Here is a 24,392-nt window from a genome sequence, read left to right as displayed (position 1 = left end):
CGCTGCGGCCGATTTAGCTTACAAGGGTTACCGAATTGAGCACCGAGGTTTTTTGTTAGCGCCAAGACGCCGTTAAAAACATATGGTTTCCCTACCGCGGCGTGGATTGCGATTTATTCGGTTGCCAAACTACCAAGAGTGTTGAGATAATTTTTCGTCTGATCTCGCACTATCGCTCATGAGGTTTCAGTTTAGGTCCCGCCGCTGATTTGATTGGCGGGGCGGGTTAACATTAACGAATTGTCTTAGTAATACCGAAAAACATGGCAGAGAAACGCAATATCTTTCTGGTTGGGCCTATGGGTGCCGGCAAAAGCACTATTGGCCGTCAGTTAGCTCAGCAACTCAATATGGAGTTCTTCGACTCCGATCAAGAAATTGAGCGACGTACCGGAGCTGACGTGGGCTGGGTATTCGACGTGGAAGGGGAAGAAGGTTTCCGCGATCGTGAAGAAAAAGTCATTAATGAACTGACGGAAAAGCAAGGGATTGTGTTGGCGACCGGCGGCGGTTCGGTGAAGTCGCGCGAAACGCGCAACCGTCTGTCCGCGCGCGGCGTGGTGGTTTATCTCGAAACCACGATCGAAAAGCAGTTGGCTCGTACCCAGCGTGATAAAAAACGCCCGCTGCTGCAGGTTGATTCTCCGCCGCGTGAAGTGCTGGAAGCTTTGGCGAAAGAACGCAATCCGTTGTATGAAGAGATTGCCGATGTCACCATTCGCACCGACGATCAGAGCGCTAAAGTGGTTGCCAACCAGATCATCAACATGCTGGAAAGCAACTGATTGCCGATTTTCGCGTTCGCCGTCGGCTATTTCGCGTTCGCCGTCGGCTAATGCGGAAAACTGATTTGTGTTCCCCGCCGTTGCGGGGATCAACCACCGCCGTACCATACAGAGAACTAAGCGCGACATGGAGAGAATTACTGTAACGCTTGGGGAGCGCAGCTACCCGATTACCATCGCCGCCGGATTGTTTGACGATCCGGCTTCTTTTATGCCGTTAAAGGCGGGTGAACAAGCGATGTTGGTCACCAACCAGACCCTGGCGCCGCTCTATTTGGAGCGTGTCCGGCAGGTGCTGGAGCAGAGCGGCGTCGTGGTGGATCAGGTGATTCTTCCCGATGGTGAGCAGTACAAATCTCTGGCGGTGTTGGAGCAGGTGTTTTCGGCGCTGCTCGAAAAACCGCACGGGCGCGATACCACGCTGATCGCGCTCGGTGGCGGCGTTGTCGGCGATCTGACCGGCTTCGCCGCTGCGTGCTACCAACGTGGCGTGCGCTTCATTCAGGTTCCCACCACGCTGCTGTCGCAGGTGGACTCCTCCGTGGGCGGCAAGACCGCCGTCAACCACCCGCTCGGCAAAAACATGATCGGCGCTTTCTATCAACCCGCTTCGGTGGTGGTTGATCTGGATTGCCTGAAAACGCTGCCGACGCGTGAACTCTCTTCCGGCCTGGCCGAAGTCATCAAATACGGGATCATTCTCGATCGCGAGTTTTTCGTCTGGTTGGAACATAACATCGATGCGCTGATGGCGTTGGATATGCAGGCGTTGGCCTACTGTATTCGCCGCTGCTGCGAGCTGAAGGCCGAGGTGGTGGCCGCAGACGAACGCGAAAGCGGTCTGCGCGCCCTGCTGAATCTGGGCCATACTTACGGCCATGCTATCGAAGCCGAGATGGGCTACGGCGTGTGGCTGCACGGTGAGGCGGTGGCTGCGGGCATGGTGATGGCGGCGGAAACCGCGCACCGTCTCGGCCAGTTCTCCGTTGAAGACATCGAGCGCATCAAAGCGCTGCTGCTGCGCGCCGGCTTGCCGGTCTGCGGGCCGCAGGAAATGACGCCGGAATCCTACTTGCCGCACATGTTGCGCGACAAGAAAGTGCTGGCGGGGGAACTGCGTTTGGTGTTGCCGACCGCGATCGGTGCGGCGGAAGTGCGCGGCGGCGTAGGGCATGAGCTGGTGCTGGCGTCGATCGCCGCCTGCTCGCCTGAGCGGAAGCGTAATTAAATCGGACTAAGTAACAGTGGCTTAGCCGCCATTAGCATCTATATTAATACAGTGAGCAGAGCACGACGGGTGTCGCTTTGCCATCATCGGGTTAATCCGCCCGTGCCACGGTAGGTCTACGGTGGTGGGCTTTTGCCTCTAGTTGGAGGGTTTCAGATGGACGAGTTTAAACCGGAAGACGATCTCAGACCTGATAGCAGCGATCGTCGTCCTACGCGTTCGCGCAAGCCGGCCGCCGCGCCGCGCTTCGCCGTTTCGCGCCAGCATTTGATGATTGGCATCGGCATTTTGGTGCTGCTGCTGCTGATTATCGGCATCGGTTCAGCCCTGAAGGCGCCGACCAAACATGAAGCGGCTCAGGAGAGCGGCGCGCAAAACGGCGCGGCCCGCGATATCAACCTGTCCGGTTCTTCGTCGCTGACCACCGCCAATAACGGCGTGCCGGGCGGCACGACGGATACCCACGATAATAACGGCGTGAGCGCGACTCAGCCGCAGCAACCGCAGAACGTCAGCGTTCCGCCGATCTCCGGCACGCCGACCGAAGCGCAAACGCAGCCTCAGCAAGGCGGTGCGCAGCAGCGCGTCGATTTGCCGGGCAACATGGCGGATGCGCTGTCGCAGCAGCAGGGGCAGGTTGACGCCGCTACGCAGGGCATGACCGGCGCAGCGTCGACGTTGCCGACCGCTCCGGCCACGGTGATGAGCGGCGCCGCAGCGCGCGAAGCGACGCGTCCTGTGCAGGGCACTGCCCCGCAACAGCATAAAACGCCGGCGAAAACCGCCGCCGCCAAACCGACCGCAACGCAGCATAAATCACCGACTACGGTGTATACGCCGCCGGCCAAGCCGTCTTCCACCGCGAAAGCGGGAGCGGTCGCCAGCAGCGGCAGTTCTGTGCAGTCTGCGCCGGGCAGCCACTATACCTTGCAACTGAGCAGCGCTTCGCGTTCCGATACGCTGAACGCCTACGCCAAACAGCAGAAGCTGCAGAATTACCTGGTGTATGCCACCAAGCGTGACGGCAAGCCGTGGTACGTGCTGGTGAGCGGCAACTATGCGTCTTCTGCTGAAGCGAAGCGCGCCATTGCTTCGTTGCCGGCCGATGTGCAGGCGAAAAAACCATGGGTTCGACCTGTACACCAAGTGCAGCAAGATCTTAAAAAATAAATCATTTAAATTTGTGCGCTGATGTGCTGTCTGAAACAGAGTACAATCCGCCGCTCTGAATTGTATAAGTAGCTAATTGACGGCATGAAGAAAAACCGCGCTTTTTTAAAATGGGCTGGTGGAAAATACCCGCTGGTAGATGAGATTCGTCGCCATCTGCCGGCGGGAGACTGCTTAATCGAGCCCTTCGTGGGTGCGGGATCCGTCTTTCTGAATACGGATTACGACGCCTACATTCTCGCCGACATCAATAGCGATCTTATCAACCTGTATAACATCGTTAAGCTGCGCACGGATGACTTCGTGCGCGATGCCCGCACGCTTTTCGCCGATGAATTCAATAACTCGGATCAGTTTTACCTGCTGCGAGAAGAGTTCAATACTAGCACCGAGCCTTACCGCCGGGCGCTGCTGTTCCTGTACCTGAACCGTCACTGCTATAACGGCCTGTGCCGCTATAACCTGCGCGGCGAGTTCAATGTGCCGTTTGGCCGGTACAAGAAACCGTACTTCCCGGAAGAAGAGCTCTACTGGTTTGCTGAAAAATCGCGCAATGCCACTTTTGTCTGTGAGCATTACCGCGATACCATGGCGAAGGCTGCAGCCGGCGCCGTGGTGTATTGCGATCCGCCTTATGCGCCGCTGTCGGCGACGGCGAATTTCACCGCTTATCACACCAACAGCTTCAGCATCGCCGATCAGCAGAGCCTGGCGCATCTGGCGCATCAGCTCTCGGTAGAGAGCCGGGTGCCGGTATTGATTTCCAATCACGATACCGAGCTGACGCGCGACTGGTACCAGCATGCTGCGCTGTATGTGGTGAAAGCGCGCCGCACGATCAGCCGCAATATTCTCGGCCGCAGCAAAGTGAACGAGCTTTTGGCGCTGTATCGCTAAGCCGGGGGCACCCCGGCGCATAACAACTCGACCCTACGTTTGGAGAAGCGGATGAAAAAGTTTTTGATTGCCCCGTCCATTCTGTCGGCAGATTTTGCCCGGTTAGGTGAAGATACCGCTAACGTGCTGGCCGCAGGCGGCGACGTGGTGCACTTCGACGTCATGGACAACCACTACGTGCCCAATCTGACCATCGGTCCGATGGTGTGCGAAGCGCTGCGCAACTACGGCATTACCGCGCCGATTGACGTGCATCTGATGGTCAAGCCGGTGGATCGCATCGTGCCTGACTTCGCCAAGGCCGGCGCGTCTTATATCTCTTTCCACCCTGAAGCCTCCGAACATGTCGATCGCACCATTCAGCTGATCAAAGAGCACGGCTGTAAGGCCGGCCTGGTGTTCAACCCGGCGACCCCGCTGAGCTATCTTGATTACGTGATGGATAAAATCGACGTGATCCTGCTGATGTCGGTCAACCCGGGCTTCGGCGGCCAGTCGTTCATCCACGGCACGCTCGACAAGCTGCGCCAGGTGCGCAAGTTGATCGACGACAGCGGCCGCGATATCCGTCTCGAAGTCGACGGCGGGGTGAAGGTGGACAACATCGCCGAAATCGCCGCCGCGGGCGCCGATATGTTTGTCGCCGGTTCCGCCATCTTTGGCCAGCCGGACTACCGCAAGGTGATCGACGAAATGCGCAGCGAGCTGGCGAAGGTTTCCCATGGCTGATTTCGGCGCGATCCGCGCACTGGCCTTCGATCTTGACGGTACGCTGGTCGACAGCGCGCCGGGCCTCGCGGCCGCCATCGATATGGCGCTGGAAGAGAGGGGGCTGCCGCAAGCGGGTGAAGAGCGAGTTGGCACCTGGATCGGCAACGGCGCCGACGTGCTGGTGCAGCGCGCGCTGCGCTGGGCGGAAGCGGAAGACACGCCGGAGCAGTGCAGCCGGCTGCGTGAGCGCTTCGATCATTTCTACGCGCAGACCGTCGACAGCGGCAGCCGCCTGTTCCCGCAGGTGCAAGAGACGCTGGCCCGCCTGGCCTCGCACGGTTACCCGATGGCATTGGTGACCAACAAGCCGACGCCGTTCGTGGCGCCGCTGCTGGCATCGCTGGGCATTGGCGAGTATTTTTCGCTGGTGATTGGCGGCGACGACGTGACGGAAAAGAAACCTCACCCGGCGCCGTTGTATCTGGTGCTCGGCAAGCTTGGGTTGCGAGCGCATGAACTGCTGTTCGTCGGCGATTCGCGCAACGATATTCAAGCCGCTCAGGGCGCCGGTTGCCCGAGCGTCGGTTTTACCTACGGTTATAACTACGGCGAATCGATCGCCCTGAGCCACCCCGATCGGGTGTTGGAGCGCTTCGCCGATTTGTTGCCCGCTCTTGGGCTGTCATCTTTAGAGAATCAGGAAATTTAAACATGAGTAAGCCCATCGTATTTAGCGGCGCGCAGCCGTCCGGCGAACTGACCATCGGCAACTACATGGGTGCGCTGCGTCAGTGGGTGCAGATGCAGGACGACTACGACTGCATCTACTGCATCGTCGATCTGCATGCCATCACCGTGCGCCAAGACGCCGAAAAGCTGCGCAAAGCCACGCTGGATACGCTGGCGCTGTATCTGGCCTGCGGTATCGATCCGGAAAAAAGCACCATCTTCGTGCAGTCGCACGTGCCTGAGCATACGCAGCTGAGCTGGGTGCTGAACTGCTACACCTATTTCGGCGAACTGAGCCGCATGACGCAGTTCAAAGACAAATCCGCACGCTACGCGGAGAACATCAACGCCGGGCTGTTCAGCTATCCGGTGCTGATGGCGGCGGACATCCTGCTGTATCAAACCAATCAGGTGCCGGTGGGCGAAGACCAGAAACAACACCTGGAACTGAGCCGCGACGTGGGCCAGCGTTTCAACGCGCTGTACGGCGACGTGTTCAAAGTGCCGGAGCCGTTTATTCCTAAATCCGGCGCACGCGTGATGTCGCTGCAGGAACCGACCAAGAAGATGTCCAAGTCGGACGATAACCGCAACAACGTGATCGGCCTGCTGGAAGATCCGAAAGCGGTGACCAAAAAGATCAAACGCGCAATGACCGACTCGGAAGAGCCGCCTGTCGTGCGTTACGACGTGGTCAACAAGGCGGGCGTCTCCAACCTGTTGGACATCCTCGCCGGCGTCACCGGCAAGAGCATCGCGCAGCTGGAAGCCGAGTTCGAAGGCCAAATGTACGGCCACCTGAAAGGCGCGGTGGCGGAAGCCGTCTCCGGCATGCTGGCTGAACTGCAGGAGCGTTACCACCGCTTCCGCAACGACGAAGCCTACCTGCAGCAGGTGATGCGCGACGGCGCCGCCAAAGCCCGTGCACGCGCGCAGGAAACCCTGGCGAAGGTTTATCAGGCCGTCGGTTTCGTACCGCCGCAGGCGTAACGCCGGCGCAAATAAAAAAAGCGGCCTTGGGCCGCTTTTTTTACGTCGGTATCACGCCATTCGGGCCAGGCCGGCGGGCGGGGCCTCGCTGGCGAACCAATTGAGCTTGCTGCGCAGGCTGACCACGCTGCCGACGATGATCAGGCTGGGGCTGGCGGCCTGCAGGGACAAGGCGCCCAGTTGGCCAAGCTCGCCTTCGATCACCCGCTGGCGACAGGAAGTGCCGTTTTCCACCAGCGCCACCGGCGTGGCGGCCGGCAGTCCGTTCGCGATCAGCCGGCGCTGGATCTCCGCCGCCTGCGACAGCCCCATATAGAACACCAGCGTCTGTTGCCCGGCGGCCAGCGTCGCCCAGTCCAATCCACCGTCGGCCTTGGCGTGGCCGGTCACCAGACGCACGCTCTGCGCGTGGTCGCGGTGGGTGAGCGGGATGCCGCTGTAGGCGGAACAGCCGGAGGCGGCGGTGATGCCCGGCACCACCGAGAACGGTACGTTGGCGTCCGCCAGCGTTTCCAGCTCTTCGCCGCCGCGGCCGAAGATAAAGGGATCGCCGCCCTTCAGGCGCACCACGCGTTTGCCTTGCCGCGCTTGCTGCAGCAGGATGTGGTTGATCTGCTCCTGCGGCACGCAGTGATGGCCGGCGCGTTTGCCAACGAAGATGCGCTCGGCGTCGCGACGCACCAGCGTCATGATCGCTTCGGAGACCAGCCGGTCGTAAACCACCACGTCGGCCTGCTGGATCTGTTGCAGCCCTTTCAGCGTCAGCAGGCCGGCATCGCCCGGCCCGGCGCCCACCAGCACCACTTCACCGCGATCCTCCGGCCGTTCGCTGAACAGCTGTTCGAGCTGGCGTTCGGCCAGAGCCGCGTCGTCATTGGCCAGCGATTGCGCCAGCCGATCGTGAGCGAACAGCCGCTCCCAGAAGCGGCGGCGCGCGCCGAGGCTGCTGAAGCGCTGTTTCACCCGTTGACGCAGCGATCCGCCGAGCTGCGCCAGCTTGCCGAGGTGTTGCGGCAGCAGCGCTTCCAGCTTCTCGCGCAGCAACCGCGCCAACACCGGCGCTTTGCCGCCGGAGGACACCGCCACCACGATCGGCGAACGATCGATGATCGACGGCATGATAAAGCTGGCGCGTTTCGGGTCATCGACCACGTTGCAGAACACCCGCTGCTGGTTGGCGCACTGGTACACCCGCGCGTTGACCTCCAGCCGGTCAGTGGCGGCGATCACCAACCATTTTTCCGTCAGCAGGGCCGGGCTGAATTCGCCCTCGGCCAGCGTCAACAGGCCTTCTGCCGCCCACTGGTGGAACTGCGGGCTGAAGGCCAGGGCGTTGACGGTCAGCGCCGCGCCGGCGTCCAGCAGCAGGCGCGCCTTGCGTTCGGCGATTTCGCCGCCGCCGACCAGCAGGCAGGCTTTGTGTTGCAGTTGGCAGAAAATCGGCAGGTAGTCCATCGGCATTCCTCGGGATTATCGGCGTGGGGGCGGGATGCGCCCCCGAAAGGTTATGGCGCGACTTGCACGATGCCGTCGACCACCCGGCTGGTGAAGCTGGCGACGGAGCGGCTGTCATCTTCCAGGCAGTGGCCATCGTACAGGCGGAAACGCTGTTTCTTCAGCGGGCTGGCGACCCACAACTCCCCCTGATGCTCGGCGATCAGCCCGCGCGACAGCACGCTGGCCTGGGCGAACGGGTCGATATTGCTGATGGCGAACACCTGTTCGTCGGCATAGGGGCGGAACACCGCCACCTGCCGATCGCCGATCAGGGCGCACACGCCGGTGCCGGGCAGGATGTCGGCGATGGGGCAAACGGTAATCCACTGGCTCATGCTTGGCTCTCCTCGGTGTCGATCAGGGTGACGGCAATGCGCTCGTCAGGGCGCGCCGGGCGGTGTTGGTCACGTTCGGCCACCACCTGCACGTTCGGATCGCGCAGCGGGCTGTTGATGAAGTGGGCGAAGCGCAGCTGCGTTTCCGGGTGCTCGACGGTTTCTTTCCACTCGCAGATCACTGCCTCGCGCAGGCGGGCGATATCCGCTTCCAGCTGCTCGTTGATGCCGAGCTTGTCGTCAACGATCACCTTGCGCAGGTAATCGATGCCGCCTTCCAGGCTCTCCAGCCATACCGAGGTGCGCTGCAGCTTATCGGCGGTGCGGATATAGAACATCATGAAACGGTCAAGGTAGCGCACCAGGGTCTCGCTATCGAGATCGGCGGCCAGCAGGTCGGCGTGGCGCGGTTTCATGCCGCCGTTGCCGCAAACATACAGGTTCCAGCCGTTTTCGGTGGCGATGATGCCGACGTCCTTGCCCTGCGCTTCGGCGCATTCCCGGGTACAGCCCGAGACGCCGAATTTCATTTTGTGCGGGGTGCGGATGCCTTTGTAGCGATGTTCCAGCGTGACGCCGAAACCGACGCTGTCGCCGACGCCATAGCGGCACCAGGTGCTGCCGACGCAGGTTTTCGCCATGCGCAGCGCCTTGGCGTATGCGTGCCCGGTTTCAAAGCCGGCGGCGAGCAGCTTGCGCCAGATGGCCGGCAGGTCGTCTTTCTGCGCGCCGAACATGCCGATGCGCTGCGAGCCGGTCATTTTGGTGTAAAGATTGTACTCCTTGGCGATCTGTCCGATGGCCAGCAGGCCGTCCGGGGTGATTTCGCCGCCGGCGGAGCGCGGTATCACCGAGTAAGTGCCGTCTTTCTGGATATTGCCGAGGAAGTTGTCGTTGGTATCCTGCAGCGGCGTGTGCTGCGGTTTGAGGATGTATTCGTTCCAGCACGAGGCCAGCAGCGAGCCGACGGTCGGTTTGCAGACTTCGCAGCCGTAGCCTTTGCCGTATTTGGCCAATAACGCCTCGAACGACTTGATGCCTTCGACGCGGATCAGGTGGAACAGCTCCTGGCGTGAATAGGCGAAGTGTTCGCACAGGTGGTGGTTGACCTCGATGCCTTGCTTGCTCAGCTCGGCGTTCAACACCTGGGTGAGCAGCGGGATGCAGCCGCCGCAGCCGGTGCCGGCCTTGGTTTCGGCTTTCAGCGCCGCCACGGTGTGGCAGCCTTGGTTGACTGCCCGGATGATGTCGCCTTTGCTGACGTCGAAGCAGGAGCAAATCTGCGCGCTTTCCGGCAGCGAATCCACGCCGATGGCCGGCTTGCTGCCCGCATGGGCCGGCAGGATCAGGCCGTCCGGGTTTTCCGGCAGCGCGATGCCGTTCAGCGCCAGCTGCAGCAGGTTGCCGTAATCGCTGGTATCGCCGACCAACACTGCGCCGAGCAGGGTTTTGTTGTCGGCGCTGACCACGATGCGTTTGTAGACCTCTTTGCTCTCATCCAGATAAACGTAGCTGCGGGCGCCCTCGGTGCGGCCGTGGGCATCGCCGATGCCGCCGACGTCTACGCCCAGCAGTTTCAGTTTGGCGCTCATATCGGCGCCCTGGAAGCCGTTTTCGCGGCCCAGCAGGTGATCGGCGGCCACCTGCGCCATTTTGTAACCCGGCGCCACCAGGCCGAAGGTGCGATCGCGCCAGGCGGCGCACTCACCGATGGCGTACACGTCCGGATCCGATGTCTGGCAGCAGTCGTTGATGGCGATGCCGCCGCGGCGGCCGATCTCCAGTCCGCATTGACGCGCCAGCTTGTCCTGGGCGCGGATGCCGGTGGAGAAAACGATGAAATCCACTTCCAGCAGGCTGCCGTCGGCGAAATGCAGGGTTTTGCGCGCCGTGCCGCCGCCGTTGACGATCTCCTGGGTGTTTTTCCCGGTGTGTACCTTGACGCCCATGCGCTCGATCTTGCGGCGCAGCTGGTCACCGCCCATCGGGTCGAGCTGTTCGGCCATCAGCACCGGAGCGAACTCGATCACGTGCGTTTCCACCCCGAGGCTTTTCAGCGCGCCGGCGGCTTCCAGCCCCAACAGCCCGCCGCCGACCACCGCGCCGCGTTTGCTGCGGCGCGCGCAGGCTTCAATGGCGTTCAGGTCTTCGATGGTGCGGTAAACGAAGCAGTCCTGGCTATCCGAGCCTTTAATCGGCGGGATCCACGGATAGGAGCCGGTGGCCATGATCAGCTTGTCGTAATAGACGGTGCGTCCGGTATTGGAGTGGATGACTTTCTCGTCGCGATTGATGGTGATGGCGCGTTCGCCGATCAGCACCTTCACGCCGTGCTTTTCGTAAAAGCCTTCGCGCACCAGCGACAGTTCTTCGGCGGTATGGTGCGAGAAATAGGAAGAGAGATGCACGCGATCGTAAGCGATGCGCGGCTCTTCGCAAAACACGGTGATGTCGAATAGGTCTTTGTCTGCTTTATCCAACAGATCTTCGATGAACCGGTGGCCGACCATGCCATTGCCGATCACGGCAAGTTTGACTCTGCTCATTATTGCCTCAAAATTCGGGTTTCCTAGGCTTACCTTATCCCTCCCGAGGGGCAATTTATTGATGCAAATCAATCGCGCCTTTATATACCCACAACGTGGTATATGAATGATTTTCCACGTTTTTTGATAAGCTGCGGATTTTATTCACCTTTAGCTGAAGCGAGTCAGGTCGCGCACCAACTACCCCGCTGGGAGTAGACGCGCAGGCCGGCATGCAACGGCGACTTTGTCAGCGCGATCCGCTGCCAGTATGATGAAGAAAACCAGCGCAACGGCAGAGGTGAAGGGTGGTGAAACGTCCATTGAAGTTTATCGACAACCTGCATTTAAGCGGGCATGAAGGATTGTGGCAACTGGCGATAGAACAGGGGCGCATTGCGCATCTGGTGCCGCAGCCGGAAGGGCAGGAGTGGCGCAGCGACGTGCTGGATGCGCAGGGCGGGCTGGCGCTGCCGGCATTCGTCGAACCCCATATTCATCTGGATACCACCCAAACCGCCGGCCAGCCGGCCTGGAACCAGTCCGGCACGCTGTTTGAGGGGATTGAGCGCTGGGCAGAACGCAAAGCCTTGTTGACCCATGAAGACGTCAAGCAACGCGCCTGGCAAACGCTCAAGTGGCAGATCGCCAACGGCGTGCAGTATGTGCGCACCCACGTCGACGTTTCCGATCCCACGCTGACCGCACTGCGCGCCATGCTGGAAGTTAAGCAGGAGGTGGCGCCCTGGGTAACGCTGCAGATCGTCGCCTTCCCGCAGGAGGGGATCCTTTCCTATCCCAACGGCGAAGCATTGCTGGAAGAAGCGCTGCGGCTGGGAGCCGACGTGGTGGGCGCCATTCCGCATTTCGAGTTCACCCGCGAGTACGGCGTGGAGTCGCTGCACAAGGCATTCGCGCTGGCGCAAAAATACGATCGGCTGGTGGACGTGCACTGCGATGAAATTGACGATGAGCAATCGCGTTTCGTCGAGACCGTGGCGGCGCTGGCGCTGAAGCTGGAGATGGGGGAGAAAGTCACCGCCAGCCACACCACGGCGATGCACTCTTACAACGGCGCTTACGCCTCGCGGCTGTTCCGCCTGCTGAAAATGTCCGGCATCAACTTCGTCGCCAACCCGCTGGTGAACATTCACCTGCAGGGGCGTTTCGACAGCTACCCAAAACGGCGCGGCGTGACGCGGGTGAAGGAGATGCTGGAGGCGGAGATCAACGTCTGCTTCGGCCACGACGATGTGTTCGATCCCTGGTATCCGCTCGGCACCGCCAACATGCTGCAGGTGCTGCATATGGGGCTGCACGTGTGCCAGCTGATGGGCTATGGCCAAATCGACGACGGGCTGAAGCTGATCACCAGCCACAGCGCGCGCACTCTTAACCTGAGCGACTACGGCCTGGCGGCCGGCAACAGCGCCAACCTGGTGATCCTGCCGGCGGAAAGCGGTTTCGACGCGGTGCGCCGCCAGACGCCGGTGCGTTATTCGATTCGCCAGGGCGCGGTGATCGCCGAAACGCGGCCGGCGGAAACCACGCTGCATCTGCAGCAGGATGAGACGGTGGATTTTCGGCGCTAAGGCGCAAAAAAAGGGCGCCTTGCGGGCGCCCTTGATGTATTTGATGCGAAGAAATCAGTGCGTTACGTGACCGTGGCTGCGGTGCTTGGTCACGAAGCCCAGCAGCAGACACATCACGAACACCGCCAGGTACAGGCCGTTGGCGGTGGTCAGCGCCGCGTGCGCCCCGCCTTTCGCCACGATCGGGCCGGTGACCACGAAGGTCAGCATGGTGCCGATGGTGCCGCAGGTCAGGATAAAGTTGACCAGCTTCGGCGAGGAGACCTTGGTCTGCAGCGAGCCGAGGGTGATCAGCGTGGTGTAGATGGCGCTGGAAACGAAGCCCAGGGCCATGATGTAGTAGCCCAGGTGCTCCGGATTGTCGGTGCTGACGAACAGGTACATCGCGCCGGTGGCCAGCGCGGCCAGCACGGTAACGATGCGCTGCAGATCGAAGAAGCGCAGGATGAAGCTGAACACCCACATGCCGACCATGTATGAGGTCCAGAAGTCGCTCACCAGCTTACCGGCCTGGCCGATGTCCATGTTGAACGACTTGGTGGCGTACTCAGGCACCCACTGAATGAAGCCCAGCTGGCCAAGGATGTAGCACAGCGCGGCGATCGACAGGAACAGCACGCCGATGCCCCATTTTTCTTTCTCGACCGGTTGACCGGCGTCGGCGCCTTTCTTGCCCAGCACCGGGAAGTCGGAGCACAGGGTCAGCACGAAGATCCCCACGTACAGCAGGCCGATGCAGGCATAAACCCAGTACCAGCCGATATGGCGAGCCAGCAGCATGGCGGCGACGATTGGGAAAATCATCCCGGCCATGCTGAAGAAGGAATCGGTGAACAACAGGCGTGAACCGCGCTGGCGGCCGGCATACATGTGGGTGATCAGGAAGGTGCCGATCGACATGGTGATGCCGCTAACCACGCCAAGGATAAACATGCACAGCGAGAACATGGTCAGGCTCTTGCCGAGCATCAGCCCTGCCACCGCCAGCACCATCAGGACAAAGCCGAAGATCAGCTGACGCTTCAGCGGGATGATTTCCATCAGCCAGGCATTGAGGAAGATCGAAATCAAAATGCCGGCGTTGAGGAAAGTAAAGGTGTTACTCATGCTGGAAACCGGCAGATTAAAGTACTCTGCAATGTTTCCCATCACCATCCCTGTGACGATCACTAAAGCACCGGTCAGCGCGTACGAAAAGAAGCTGATCCAGGTAAGCCGTATGCGGTTACTGTCATTCATTATATAGGCCTGAATATGTCTGTTAGAGGTTTTAAAACTGGCATAAGGCCGCTGGCTTTTCCTGGCAAACGCAGAAAAAAGTCCCGTTCAGGCCACCAGGGGGCGGATCCTAGCACAGACAACGGGATTTTTTGTGATGGCTGTCGATTTTTTGATGCAACCCATGAAGGGATGATACGCATTATTGTGATCTATTTGCGTACCGTCACAATGGAATCACGGTTGATGATCGTCGGCTCAAAACGGTGCGTCGGGGTGGCGGGATCGATCAACCTGCGCGCCGCGTATTGCGCCATCTCGCTGATGGGAAAGTGTACGCTGCTCAACGCCGGGCGGACGAAGGGCGCGCGTTCGCCGCTGTCGTAGCAGATCAAGGAGATATCCTGCGGCACCCGCAGGCGGTGCTCGTTGATCGCCAGCAGGGCGCCGATCGCCATCTCTTCGTTGCAGCAGTAGATGGCGCTGGGCGGCGCGGCCTGCCGCAACAGGCGATCGGCGCAGCGGTAACCGCTTTCCAGATCGTAAACGCCCTCCAGACAGGCCACCGGCTCGATATTCGCCGCCTGCATCGCCTCTTCAAACCCTTGCAGCCGCAGGCGGCTCGACGGCCGCTCGCGCGGCCCGCTGATGCAGGCGATGCGCCGGTGTCCGGCGTCGAGCAGTTGCTGGGTCGCCATGCGGCTGGCGAGCGGATGATCGAAGGTGACGCAGCGGTCTTCCAGCCCCGGCACCAGACGATCGAGCAACACGAAATGACGTTGCTCCGCCGCCAGCTGGCGCAGCCGATCGTCACTGAGAAAACGCACGTGCAGGATCACGCCGTCGCAGCGCAGGCTGAACAGCCGCTGCACCGCCTGCCATTCGTTTTCGGCGCTGTTGCGGCCCTGGGTCACCAGCAGCTGCTTGCCGTGGGATTCGGCCTCGGTTTGCACGAAGTCCATCAGCGCGCCGAAGAAGCCGCCGCGATACGACGTGGTGACCAACCCGAGGGTATTGCTATGGCTGGAGGCGAGCGCGCGGGCCGCCGGGTTGGGGGTGTAACCGAGCTGGGCGACGGCGCGCTCAACCTTCTCGCGGGTCGGCGCTTTGACGTTGCTGTCGCCGTTCACTACCCGCGATACGGTGGCGCGCGATACGCCCGCCAGCGCCGCGACATCTTCCAGTGTCACCATCGTCCAACTCCTGATTACGGCTAAAAAAATGGGTTCGGCGCGCCGAACCCCTGTCATACCGCGCGCAGGCGCTTACCTGAACTGCGGCAAATACGGCGCGTTTATCGTCAACACCTCGTCCAGCAACGGCTGCGCCAGATTAGCGTTGCCCACCAGCGGGTTGGCGATCAGCGCCAGCAAGCCGCTGCGGCGATCGCCGTGCACCGCGGCCTCGATGGTCAGGCGTTCGTAGGCTTTCACCTGCTGCGTCAGCGCCTGCATCGGTTCCGACAGCGGGCCGAAGGTCAGCGGATGCGCGCCCTGAGCATCGACGATACAGTTGATTTCTATCACAGCATCGTCCGGCAGGCCATGGATTGCGCCGCGGTTTGCGGTGTTGACCACTAATTGCGTGCCGAGATTATTATGGATAGCACGGATCAGCTCCAGCGCAACTTCGGAATAGAAAGAACCGCCGCGGAAGCTGAGCTGCTCCGGCTTACTGTTCAACTGCGGATCGGCATACAGCTCGAACAGCTCTTTTTCTACCTGCATCACCTGCTCGGCGCGGGTGCCGCGCTCGCCGGCGGCGGCCATCTCTTCCGCCAGCATCTCGCGGGTCTGGTAAAAATAGCGGTGGTACGGGCAGGGGATGGCGCCGAGCGCGCGCAGGAAGTCCGGCTGCCAGGGCTCTTCCTTGATGTTGTTCATGGTCAGCGCCGCGCCGTCGCACAGCATGTCGATCACGTTGCCGGTGACGTCGCGCCCCTGCTGCGTGACCTGATGCACCCAGACCATGTGGTTCAAACCGGCGAACCGCAGCTGCACGTCGGCGTAAGGCGCCTGCAGCATGTTGGCGATCATGTGATGCATGCTGATCGGTACGTTGCACAGGCCGATGATCTTCGCTTTGGTAAAGCGGGACACCGCCTCGGTGACGATGCCGGCCGGGTTGGTGAAGTTGATGATCCAGGCGTCCGGCGCCAGCTTTTCCACCCGACGGGCGATATCCAGCATTACCGGAATGGTGCGCAGCGCTTTGGCGAAGCCGCCGACGCCGGTGGTCTCCTGGCCGAGCAGCTGATATTTGAGGCCCAGCCGTTCGTCGGCGGCGCGCGCCGGCAGTTGCCCGACGCGGAACTGGGTCAGCACGAAAGCGGCGCCGCGAATCGCTTCGTCCAGCGCGAAGTGCACGCTGACCTTCACCTGTTCCAGCCCGTGGCGCGCCAGCATGCGGCGGGTCAGGGCGGCGATGGTTTCCACCTTTTGGCGGCCTGGCTCGACGTCCACCAGCGCCAGTTCGGTGACCGGCAGCTCATCGATGCGTTGGATCAGCCCATCGACCAGTTCGGGAGTGTAGCTGCTGCCACCGCCAATCACCGCGATTTTGAGCGTGCTCATGAGCGGCCCTCCGTTTGCGACTGACGGCGATAGAGCTCGATCATGTCGTCGGCCAGATCCTGGATCACCATGGCGTTCATCAGATGATCCTGCGCATGTACCGTGATCAGGTTGATCGCCAGCTTGCCGCAGCCTTCGTCCAGGCCGATCAGCTCGGTCTGGATCAGGTGCGCCTTCTTCACCCACTCTTTGGATTCGACCATGTGTTTGGCCGCGGCGGCGAAGTCACCGGCGCGCGCTTGCCGCAGCGCCATCAACGCATTACTGCGCGCGCTGCCGGAGAACACCAGCAGTTCCATGATGGTGCTTTCAAACTCGGGGCTGACTTCAGTCATCAATTCACTCACGTCATTTCTCCAGGGGTTGCGCGGCGACGCCGCCGTGGGATACCTCAGTATCCGTTCTTTTTATAATGAGAGCGCTCTCATTTATATAGGGTAACGGCAACGGGTGTGCAAACTGGGAGGTAGATCGCAAAAAACGCCCCGGGGCGGCGCTGGGCAAAAAATGCGTGACGCGGTTGGCAAAAAAGCCTTCTGCGCCCATACTTTCCGCAGCAAAATTCAGGGCCACCTAGGATATGTCCCGTAATTGGGTAAATATAGGTAAATGGCTGGCACTTGCCGATACAGCTCTTTAGAATCAAAGCGCTTTTCCGTTGTTTGTCTCTCAGAGAAAGGACCCGTTAATGTTCAAACGTACTTTAGTGACCTTCGTCGCGCTGTGTTCCCTGACAGCGATGGCGCCAGCGGCGCTCGCCGCCGGTGAAACCCATGTCATGCTGACCACCTCGGCAGGGAATATCGAGTTGGCGCTCGACAGTCAGAAGGCACCGGTTTCCACCCAGAATTTCGTCGATTACGTGAACAGCGGGTACTACAACAACACCATTTTCCACCGCGTGATCCCTGGCTTTATGATTCAGGGCGGCGGTTTCACCGCTGACATGCAGCAGAAATCCACCAAGGCGCCAATCAAGAACGAAGCCGACAACGGCTTGCGCAACCTGCGCGGCACCATTTCGATGGCGCGCACCGCCGACAAGGACAGCGCCACCAGCCAGTTCTTCCTGAACGTGGCCGATAACGCCTTCCTGGATCACGGCCAGCGTGACTTCGGCTACGCCGTGTTCGGCAAAGTGGTGAAAGGCATGGACGTCGTGGACAAGATCGCTCAGGTGCCGACCGGCAACGTCGGCCCTTACCAGAATGTGCCGACCAAACCGGTGGTGATTCTGTCGGCCAAGGTGCTGCCGTAAGTTTTTTGGCCGATCCCGCCGGGGTCGGCCGTCCTTCCTCACGAAGCCTTGCCTTCATCACTGTTTTCTCCCGCGCCCCATGCTCTAATCGGCAGACAATAACCAGACCGGAAATCCGGCGTTCGCCCTTTGTTGTCTCTGGATGAGTTGCTGCCATGTATGAATTTAACCAGGTGCTGTTGCTGTTGCAGCAGATGTGCGTCTATCTCGTCATCGCCTATCTGCTGAGCAAAACCCCGCTGTTTATCCCGCTGATGCAGGTGACCATTCGCCTGCCGCACAAGCTGCTGTGTTACGTGATCTTCTCGGTGTTCTGCATCATGGGCACCTATTTCGGGTTGCACATTCAGGATTCGATCGCCAATACCCGCGCGATAGGCGCGGTCCTGGGCGGCTTGCTCGGCGGGCCGTCGGTAGGCTTTCTGGTCGGGCTGACCGGCGGCCTGCACCGGTATACGCTCGGCGGCATGACCGACGTGGCCTGCGCGATCTCCACGGTGTCGGAAGGCCTGGTCGGCGGCATCGTACACAGCATCGCCATGCGCCGCGGGCGCATCGAGCTGCTGTTCAATCCGCTGTTCGTCGGCGGCGTGGCGCTGGTGGCGGAAGTGTTGCAGATGGCGATCATTCTGGCGGTGGCGCGCCCTTACAACGAGGCGTTGCAGCTGGTGGAACACATCGCGCTGCCGATGATGATCGCCAATACCGTCGGCGCGGCGATGTTTATGCAAATCCTGCTGGATCGGCGCGCGATGTTCGAGAAATACACCAGCGCTTTCTCTTCCAAGGCGCTGAAAATCGCCGAGCGCACCGAGGGCATCCTGCGGCAGGGCTTCGATCAGGAAAACAGCATGAAGGTCGCCCGGGTGATTTATCAGGAACTGGGCATCGGCGCGGTGGCGATCACCGATCGCGACAAGCTGTTGGCGTTTATCGGCATCGGCGACGATCACCACCTGCCGGGGACGCCGATCGCCTCGGTGCATTCGCATCGCGCCATCGACAACAACGAGGTGGTGTACGCCGACGGCAACCAGCTCTCTTACTGCTGCTCGATCAATCCGGCCTGCAAGCTGGGATCGACGCTGGTGATCCCGCTGCGCGGCGAAAACCAGCAGGTCATCGGCACCATCAAGCTGTACGAACCGAAAAGCCAGCTGTTCAGCACCATCAACCGCACGCTGGGCGAAGGCATCGCCAGCCTGCTGTCGGCGCAGATCATGGCCGGACAGTACGAGCGCCACAAGCAGCTGTTGGCGCAGTCGGAGATCAAGCTGTTGCATGCGCAGGTCAACCCGCATTTCCTGTTCAATGCGTTGAATACGCTGGTGGCGGTGATCCGCCGTGATGGCGAGCGCGCCTGCGAGTTGGTGCAGTCCCTTTCGACCTTCTTTCGCAAAAACCTCAAGCGCTCGGATGATGAAGTCAGCCTGGCGGACGAGATAGAACATGTGAACGCCTATCTGCAGATCGAGAAAGCGCGTTTCGCCGATCGGCTGGAGATTGCGGTATCGCTGCCCGAGGCGCTGCTGGCGGCGCGGCTGCCGGCGTTTTCGCTGCAGCCGATCGTCGAGAACGCCATCAAGCACGGCACCTCGCATCTGTTGGGCGTGGGCCGCATCGAAATCGGCGCCTGCTGCGAAGGCGAGCATCTGCTGCTGCAGGTGACGGACAACGCCGGGCTGTTCCAGCCGAAACCGAACTGCAGCGGGCTGGGTATGAATCTGGTGGATAAACGCATTCGCGTGCGCTACGGCGAAGGCTATGGCGTGCAGGTGGATTGCCGGCCGGACGCCTATACCCGCATTACGCTCAATGTTCCCATGGAGAGGGCCGCCTGATGTTAAACGCACTGATTGTTGACGATGAGCCTTCCGCGCGCGACAACCTGCGCCATCTGCTGGAGGCCGAAGCGGGGATCGCGATCATCGGCGAATGCGCCAACGCCATCGAAGCCATCAGCCAGATCCACCGGCTGCAGCCGGACGTGGTGTTTCTCGATATTCAAATGCCGCGCATCAGCGGGTTGGAAATGGTCGGCATGCTGGATCCCAATCGGATGCCGCACATCGTGTTTCTGACCGCCTACGACGAATACGCGGTGCAGGCGTTCGAGGAGCACGCCTTCGACTATCTGCTGAAGCCGGCGGAGCCGAAGCGGCTGAGCAAGACGCTGCAACGCCTGCGGCAGCGCAGTGCGCCGCAGGACGTGACGGCGCTGGATGAGAGCGCCGGTTACCTGAAATACATTCCCTGCACCGGCCACAGCCGCATCTATCTGCTGCGGTTCGACGAGGTGCTGGCGATCCGTTCCAAACTGAGCGGGGTATTCGTGGTGCGCAGCGACGGCATGGAGTGTTTCACCGAATTGACGCTGCGCACGCTGGAAAGCCGTACGCCGCTGGTGCGCTGCCATCGGCAGTATTTGGTCAACCTGGAGCAGGTGCGCGAGATCCGCTTCGAAGAAGGCGGCGCGGCGGAGATGATCATGTCCGCCGGCGATCCGGTGCCGGTCAGCCGGCGCTATTTGAAAGCGCTGAAGGAGCAACTGGGGCTGCGGGGGTGACTATACGGGTGGCCACCGGCGGCGGGTATGCACGATGGCCAATATGATGACGCGCTGAGCAGCCCATTCATAGACCAGCAGATAGGACGGAGAGATGACCAACTCGCGCGTGCCGGCTATCCGACCCGTTTTTCCGCTGGCGGGATGATGCACGAGGCGTGCCGCCGCGTCAGCGATTTTTACATCATTTTCCGCGGCGGCGGCCGGGTTTTTAAGTTCCAACCATTCATAAATCGCCAGACGATCGGCGATGGCGGGTTCCGTCCATATCAGTTTCACAAAAGTCCTTTTGTGGTTTATCGCGTTGATTTAGCTCTGCGTTCGGCGAAATAAGCGGCGACCTCTTCATCGTCGGCGAACTTGCCTTCACGCAACGCCTTGCGGCTCACCTCGACTTTTTCCCTCAGCCACTGGTCGTATTCTTCCTGCTGAGCCTGGCGGCTGACAAACTCGCGCATGAAATCGCGCAGCAGTTGTGAAGCCGTGCGGTCGGCGGCCTTTGCCGCGCTGGCAAAAGCGGTTTTTAACTCTTCATCCACGCGGATTACCACGGTAGATTCAGGCATGGTATTTACCTCGTATATACAGCGTAATATTCACTATAACACCGCTGCTTTATTGTTCAAGCAAGGACGCTCGGAGGCTCTGGCGTTAAGCGCAATCTGAATTCATCAGGCTCCAACGGCGCCCTTTTTGTTTGTCCTTGACGGGGTTACGCGGCGCTTATAGCTTTATTGCATCAACAGGCGCGTTTCGCGCCGCGTCAGCGTCAAAGGAACAGAAAATGAGTGAACCACGGATTATCGCCAAGGCGATGAAAGACGGAAAACCGGAACAGGATCTGGTGATTTTGCCGGCGTTGGCCAACCGCCACGGGTTGATTACCGGGGCAACCGGCACCGGCAAGACGGTGACGCTGCAAAAAATGGCCGAACAGTTCTCGCGCATCGGCGTGCCGGTGTTCCTGTCGGACGTGAAGGGCGATCTGTCCGGCATCGGCGCCGAGGGCGTACCTTCCGAGAAGCTGCAGGCGCGCCTGGCGGCGATCGGCGTCACCGACTGGCAGCCACAGGCCTGCACCATTATCCCGTGGGATATTTACGGCGAAAAGGGGCATCCGATCCGCGCCACCATTTCCGATCTCGGGCCGCTGCTGCTGGGGCGCCTGTTGGATCTGAACGAGGTGCAAAGCGGCGTGCTGCAGCTGGTGTTCAAAATCGCCGATGACAACGCGCTGCTGCTGTTGGACATGAAAGACCTGCGCGCCATGGTGCAGTTCGTCGGCGATAACGCCAAACAATTCCAGACTCAGTACGGCAACATCTCTGCCGCGTCGATCGGCGCCATCCAGCGCGGGTTGCTGACGCTGGAAGAGCAGGGCGCCAACCAGTTCTTCGGCGAGCCGATGCTGGACATCAACGATCTGATGAAAACCGACGCCAACGGTCATGGCGTGATCAACCTGCTGGCGGCGGACAAGCTGATCAATCAGCCGAAGCTGTATTCAGTGTTCCTGCTGTGGCTGCTGGCCGAGCTGTTTGAACATCTGCCGGAAGTGGGCGACCCTGAACAGCCGAAGCTGGTGTTCTTCTTCGATGAAGCGCACCTGCTGTTCAACGACGCGCCGGCGGCGCTGTTGACCAAGATCGAACAGGTGGTGCGCCTGATCCGCTCCAAAGGCGTCGGCATTTACTTCGTCACCCAGAACCCGCTGGATATCCCGGACAGCGTGCTGGGCCAGTTGGGCAACCGCGTACAGCATGCGCTGCGCGCCTTCACGCCGCGCGATCAGAAGGCGGTGAAAACGGCGGCGCAAACCCTGCGCGCCAATCCGGCCTTCGATGCCGAAACGGCGATCACCGAGCTGGGCGTGGGCGAAGCGCTGGTGTCATTCCTCGACGAGAAGGGCCGGCCGAACGTGGTGGAGCGGGCGATGGTCATCGCGCCGGAATCCAAAATGGGCATGCTCGGCGCGGAAGGGCTGAACAGCGCGATCAACAAGTCGCCGCTGTATGGCCGCTATGAAGACATGATTGACCGCGAGTCCGCCTACGAGAAGCTGTCGTCGGGCGGCTTCGCCACCGTCGGCACTGCGCAGCAGGGGCAGCAACCGCAGGCGCAAGCGCAGCAACAGACGGGTGGCGGCCTGATGGACGGATTGAACGAGCTGCTGTTCGGTTCCACCGGCCCGCGCGGCGGCAAACGCGACGGCATCGTCCAGACCGCTGCCAAGAGCATGGCGCGCGATCTCGGCCGGCAGATCCTGCGCGGCGTACTGGGCTCGATCACCGGCGGCCGTAAAAAGTAAGCGGAAATTATCGTCGGCAGCGGCGGGTTAAATCAGTAAACTATGGCGGCGTTTTTCTCTGCCGGACCTAACATGCTGCTGCTGATCGATAACTACGACTCCTTTACCTATAACCTTTACCAGTACTTCTGCGAGTTGGGCGCCGAGGTGGTGGTGAAGCGCAATGATGAGCTGCAGCTGGCCGATATCGAGCGGCTGGCGCCGCAGCATCTGGTGATTTCCCCCGGCCCTTGTACCCCGAACGAAGCGGGCATCTCGCTGGCCGCCATTCGTCATTTCGCCGGCAAGCTGCCGATCCTCGGCGTGTGCCTGGGGCACCAGGCGCTGGGGCAGGCGTTCGGCGCCGAGGTGGTGCGCGCCCGCGCGGTGATGCACGGCAAAACCTCGGCGATTCGCCATCTGGGCGTCGGCGTGTTTCGCGGCCTGAGCGATCCGCTGACCGTGACGCGTTACCATTCGCTGGTGCTGAAAGCCGATACGCTGCCGGATTGCTTTGAAGTGACCGCCTGGAGCGAACGCGACGGCGTGCGCGACGAGATCATGGGCATCCGCCACCGCACGCTGGCGCTGGAAGGGGTGCAGTTCCACCCGGAAAGCGTGCTCAGCGAGCAGGGCCATCAGCTGTTGGACAATTTTCTCAGGCGTTAATCCCTTCGCATTTTTTTCGCCCGTCAGGCGTTTTGCATTTGCGCTTTAGTGTTTTTTTATGCATATTTCGTGATTATATTTTCATTATAACATCGCGATAGCGCTGAAAAACCTTCAGGGTGGAGCCGAAAATGACTGACAAATCCGCAGTGAGCCGCAGCACCTTTGACCAGGTGATCCTGCCTGTTTATGCACCCGCCCAGTTTGTGCCGGTGCGCGGCCAAGGCAGCCGGGTCTGGGATCAGCAGGGAAAAGAGTACATCGATTTTTCCGGCGGCATCGCGGTGACGGCGCTGGGACACTGCCACCCGGCGCTGGTCGAGGCGCTCAAACGTCAGGGGGAAACCCTGTGGCATACCAGCAACGTCTTCACCAATGAACCGGCGCTGCGCCTGGCGAGCAAATTGATCGACGCCACCTTCGCCGATCGGGTGTTCTTCGCCAACTCCGGCGCGGAGGCCAACGAGGCGGCGTTCAAACTGGCGCGTCATTACGCCATCACCCGCCACAGCCCCTATAAAACCAGAATCATCGCCTTTTATAACGCGTTTCACGGCCGCACGCTGTTCACCGTGTCGGTGGGCGGGCAGGCCAAATATTCCGACGGGTTCGGGCCGAAGCCGGCCGACATCGTGCACGTGCCGTTCAACGATCTGGCGGCGGTGAAAGCGGTGATGGACGACCACACCTGCGCGGTGGTGATGGAGCCGATTCAGGGCGAGGGCGGCATTACGCCGGTCGACGCCGACTTCCTTAAAGGCGTGCGCAAACTGTGCGACCAACATCAGGCGCTGCTGGTGTTCGATGAAGTGCAAAGCGGCATGGGGCGCAGCGGCAAGCTGTTCGCCTATATGCATTATGGCGTGACGCCGGACATTCTCACCACCGCCAAGGCGCTGGGCGGCGGTTTCCCGGTGAGCGCCATGCTGACTACCGAAGAGATTGCGTCGGTGATGCAGGTGGGCACTCACGGCACCACCTACGGCGGCAACCCGCTGGCCTGCGCGGTGGCGGAGGCAGCGCTGGATGTGATCAATACGCCGGAGGTGCTGAGCGGCATCGAGCAGCGCCATGCGCTGTATGTGCAGGCTTTGCAGAATATCGGCGATAAATACGGTATTTTCACCGCCATTCGCGGCATGGGGTTGCTGATCGGCGCCGAGCTGACGCCGCATTATCACGGCAGAGCGCGCGATTTCCTCACCGCCGCCGCCGCGCGTGGGCTGATGATCCTCAACGCCGGGCCGAACGTGATCCGCTTTGCGCCGTCGCTGGTGGTGGAGCTGCAGGACATCGAGGCCGGCATGGCGCTGTTCGAGCTGGCGGTGCAGGATGTGATCAACGCCTGAAGCACCTGCGGCG

23 protein-coding genes are annotated in these 24,392 nt (G+C 60.8%); 14 read left to right on the top strand and 9 right to left on the bottom strand.

From position 1 onward, the window contains the following. Positions 1-263: 263 nt before the first annotated feature. The 7 genes from aroK (at position 264) to trpS (ending at position 6,510) form a co-directional block, all read left to right on the top strand. Positions 264-785, top strand: coding sequence for a shikimate kinase AroK (gene aroK / locus ACMGG9_RS22040; RefSeq protein ID WP_004391482.1), 522 nt, complete (start codon positions 264-266; stop codon positions 783-785). Between the two features lie 127 nt (positions 786-912). After that, positions 913-2,013 (top strand): 3-dehydroquinate synthase, encoded by a 1,101-nt coding sequence (aroB, locus tag ACMGG9_RS22035; protein WP_182265719.1) that lies wholly within the window; start codon positions 913-915, stop codon positions 2,011-2,013. Positions 2,014-2,169: 156 nt separating this feature from the next. Further along, on the top strand, positions 2,170-3,183 hold the full coding sequence (locus ACMGG9_RS22030; RefSeq protein ID WP_033645274.1) for an SPOR domain-containing protein: 1,014 nt from the start codon (positions 2,170-2,172) through the stop codon (positions 3,181-3,183). A gap of 84 nt (positions 3,184-3,267) precedes the next feature. Continuing rightward, on the top strand, positions 3,268-4,080 hold the full coding sequence (gene dam / locus ACMGG9_RS22025) for an adenine-specific DNA-methyltransferase (protein ID WP_033651736.1): 813 nt from the start codon (positions 3,268-3,270) through the stop codon (positions 4,078-4,080). A gap of 51 nt (positions 4,081-4,131) precedes the next feature. After that, positions 4,132-4,809 (top strand): ribulose-phosphate 3-epimerase, encoded by a 678-nt coding sequence (gene rpe, locus ACMGG9_RS22020; protein WP_019456160.1) that lies wholly within the window; start codon positions 4,132-4,134, stop codon positions 4,807-4,809. Further along, a complete protein-coding gene (locus tag ACMGG9_RS22015) occupies positions 4,802-5,500 on the top strand; it encodes a phosphoglycolate phosphatase (RefSeq protein ID WP_213588140.1) in 699 nt (232 codons plus the stop codon). Before rpe ends, ACMGG9_RS22015 begins: the two co-directional genes overlap by 8 nt. 2 nt (positions 5,501-5,502) lie before the next feature. After that, positions 5,503-6,510, top strand: coding sequence for a tryptophan--tRNA ligase (gene trpS / locus ACMGG9_RS22010; protein ID WP_004930324.1), 1,008 nt, complete (start codon positions 5,503-5,505; stop codon positions 6,508-6,510). A gap of 51 nt (positions 6,511-6,561) precedes the next feature. On the opposite strand, the gene cysG is transcribed toward trpS, so the two are convergent. The 3 genes from cysG to nirB are packed head-to-tail and all read right to left on the bottom strand — an operon-like array spanning position 6,562 to position 10,888. Beyond that, positions 6,562-7,965, bottom strand: coding sequence for a siroheme synthase CysG (gene cysG / locus ACMGG9_RS22005; protein ID WP_414161716.1), 1,404 nt, complete (start codon positions 7,963-7,965; stop codon positions 6,562-6,564). Between the two features lie 50 nt (positions 7,966-8,015). Beyond that, on the bottom strand, positions 8,016-8,342 hold the full coding sequence (gene nirD, locus ACMGG9_RS22000) for a nitrite reductase small subunit NirD (RefSeq protein WP_101452747.1): 327 nt from the start codon (positions 8,340-8,342) through the stop codon (positions 8,016-8,018). Continuing rightward, positions 8,339-10,888, bottom strand: coding sequence for a nitrite reductase large subunit NirB (gene nirB / locus ACMGG9_RS21995; RefSeq protein ID WP_122004517.1), 2,550 nt, complete (start codon positions 10,886-10,888; stop codon positions 8,339-8,341). The genes nirD and nirB overlap by 4 nt, the downstream gene beginning before the upstream one ends. A gap of 290 nt (positions 10,889-11,178) precedes the next feature. Between nirB and ACMGG9_RS21990 the strand changes: the two genes are divergently transcribed. Further along, positions 11,179-12,459: a cytosine deaminase gene (locus ACMGG9_RS21990; protein ID WP_172644558.1), complete on the top strand. Its 1,281-nt coding sequence runs from the start codon at positions 11,179-11,181 to the stop codon at positions 12,457-12,459. A 54-nt stretch (positions 12,460-12,513) separates the two neighbouring features. Here the strand turns inward: ACMGG9_RS21990 and tsgA are convergent, their stop codons facing one another. From tsgA to ACMGG9_RS21970, 4 genes are all read right to left on the bottom strand, one after another. After that, entirely contained in the window at positions 12,514-13,698 is a 1,185-nt protein-coding gene (gene tsgA / locus ACMGG9_RS21985) for an MFS transporter TsgA (RefSeq protein ID WP_025304528.1), read from the bottom strand. Positions 13,699-13,889: 191 nt separating this feature from the next. Next, positions 13,890-14,870: a LacI family DNA-binding transcriptional regulator gene (locus ACMGG9_RS21980; RefSeq protein WP_033645266.1), complete on the bottom strand. Its 981-nt coding sequence runs from the start codon at positions 14,868-14,870 to the stop codon at positions 13,890-13,892. 72 nt (positions 14,871-14,942) lie between these two features. Next, positions 14,943-16,250 (bottom strand): 6-phospho-beta-glucosidase, encoded by a 1,308-nt coding sequence (locus tag ACMGG9_RS21975; protein ID WP_033645265.1) that lies wholly within the window; start codon positions 16,248-16,250, stop codon positions 14,943-14,945. Next, a complete protein-coding gene (locus tag ACMGG9_RS21970) occupies positions 16,247-16,585 on the bottom strand; it encodes a PTS lactose/cellobiose transporter subunit IIA (protein ID WP_025304525.1) in 339 nt (112 codons plus the stop codon). The genes ACMGG9_RS21975 and ACMGG9_RS21970 overlap by 4 nt, the downstream gene beginning before the upstream one ends. Positions 16,586-16,938: 353 nt before the next feature. On the opposite strand from ACMGG9_RS21970, the gene ppiA reads away from it, so the two are divergent. From ppiA to btsR, 3 genes are all read left to right on the top strand, one after another. Further along, the gene (gene ppiA, locus ACMGG9_RS21965) at positions 16,939-17,508 is read left to right on the top strand and encodes a peptidylprolyl isomerase A (RefSeq protein WP_033636286.1); all 570 of its coding nucleotides are present in this window, start codon (positions 16,939-16,941) and stop codon (positions 17,506-17,508) included. Positions 17,509-17,663: 155 nt separating this feature from the next. Beyond that, positions 17,664-19,349: a sensor histidine kinase gene (locus ACMGG9_RS21960; RefSeq protein WP_213588141.1), complete on the top strand. Its 1,686-nt coding sequence runs from the start codon at positions 17,664-17,666 to the stop codon at positions 19,347-19,349. Beyond that, positions 19,349-20,074, top strand: coding sequence for a two-component system response regulator BtsR (gene btsR, locus ACMGG9_RS21955; protein WP_046688553.1), 726 nt, complete (start codon positions 19,349-19,351; stop codon positions 20,072-20,074). Before ACMGG9_RS21960 ends, btsR begins: the two co-directional genes overlap by 1 nt. On the opposite strand, the gene ACMGG9_RS21950 is transcribed toward btsR, so the two are convergent. Together ACMGG9_RS21950 and ACMGG9_RS21945 are read right to left on the bottom strand one after the other, a co-directional pair. Continuing rightward, positions 20,075-20,353, bottom strand: coding sequence for a type II toxin-antitoxin system RelE/ParE family toxin (locus ACMGG9_RS21950; RefSeq protein WP_182265722.1), 279 nt, complete (start codon positions 20,351-20,353; stop codon positions 20,075-20,077). It abuts the gene before it with no gap. A 17-nt stretch (positions 20,354-20,370) separates the two neighbouring features. After that, entirely contained in the window at positions 20,371-20,640 is a 270-nt protein-coding gene (locus ACMGG9_RS21945) for a hypothetical protein (RefSeq protein WP_042785491.1), read from the bottom strand. Between the two features lie 218 nt (positions 20,641-20,858). On the opposite strand from ACMGG9_RS21945, the gene ACMGG9_RS21940 reads away from it, so the two are divergent. From ACMGG9_RS21940 to argD, 3 genes are all read left to right on the top strand, one after another. Continuing rightward, positions 20,859-22,382, top strand: a complete 1,524-nt coding sequence (locus tag ACMGG9_RS21940) for a helicase HerA-like domain-containing protein (protein WP_033645261.1) — start codon at positions 20,859-20,861, stop codon at positions 22,380-22,382. 72 nt (positions 22,383-22,454) lie between these two features. After that, a complete protein-coding gene (locus ACMGG9_RS21935; RefSeq protein WP_033645386.1) occupies positions 22,455-23,030 on the top strand; it encodes an aminodeoxychorismate synthase component II in 576 nt (191 codons plus the stop codon). A 131-nt stretch (positions 23,031-23,161) separates the two neighbouring features. Continuing rightward, complete coding sequence (gene argD, locus ACMGG9_RS21930; RefSeq protein ID WP_099784999.1) at positions 23,162-24,379, top strand: bifunctional acetylornithine/succinyldiaminopimelate transaminase; 1,218 nt, start codon at positions 23,162-23,164, stop codon at positions 24,377-24,379. The last annotated feature ends 13 nt before the right edge of the window (positions 24,380-24,392 follow it).

It is taken from the genome of Serratia sp. BNK-10 (assembly GCF_047456065.1).
In the GTDB taxonomy this organism is placed as follows: domain Bacteria; phylum Pseudomonadota; class Gammaproteobacteria; order Enterobacterales; family Enterobacteriaceae; genus Serratia; species Serratia ureilytica.
The sequence above is the reverse complement of the archived record's forward strand: the minus strand, read 5'-3'. Positions and strand labels throughout refer to the sequence as shown.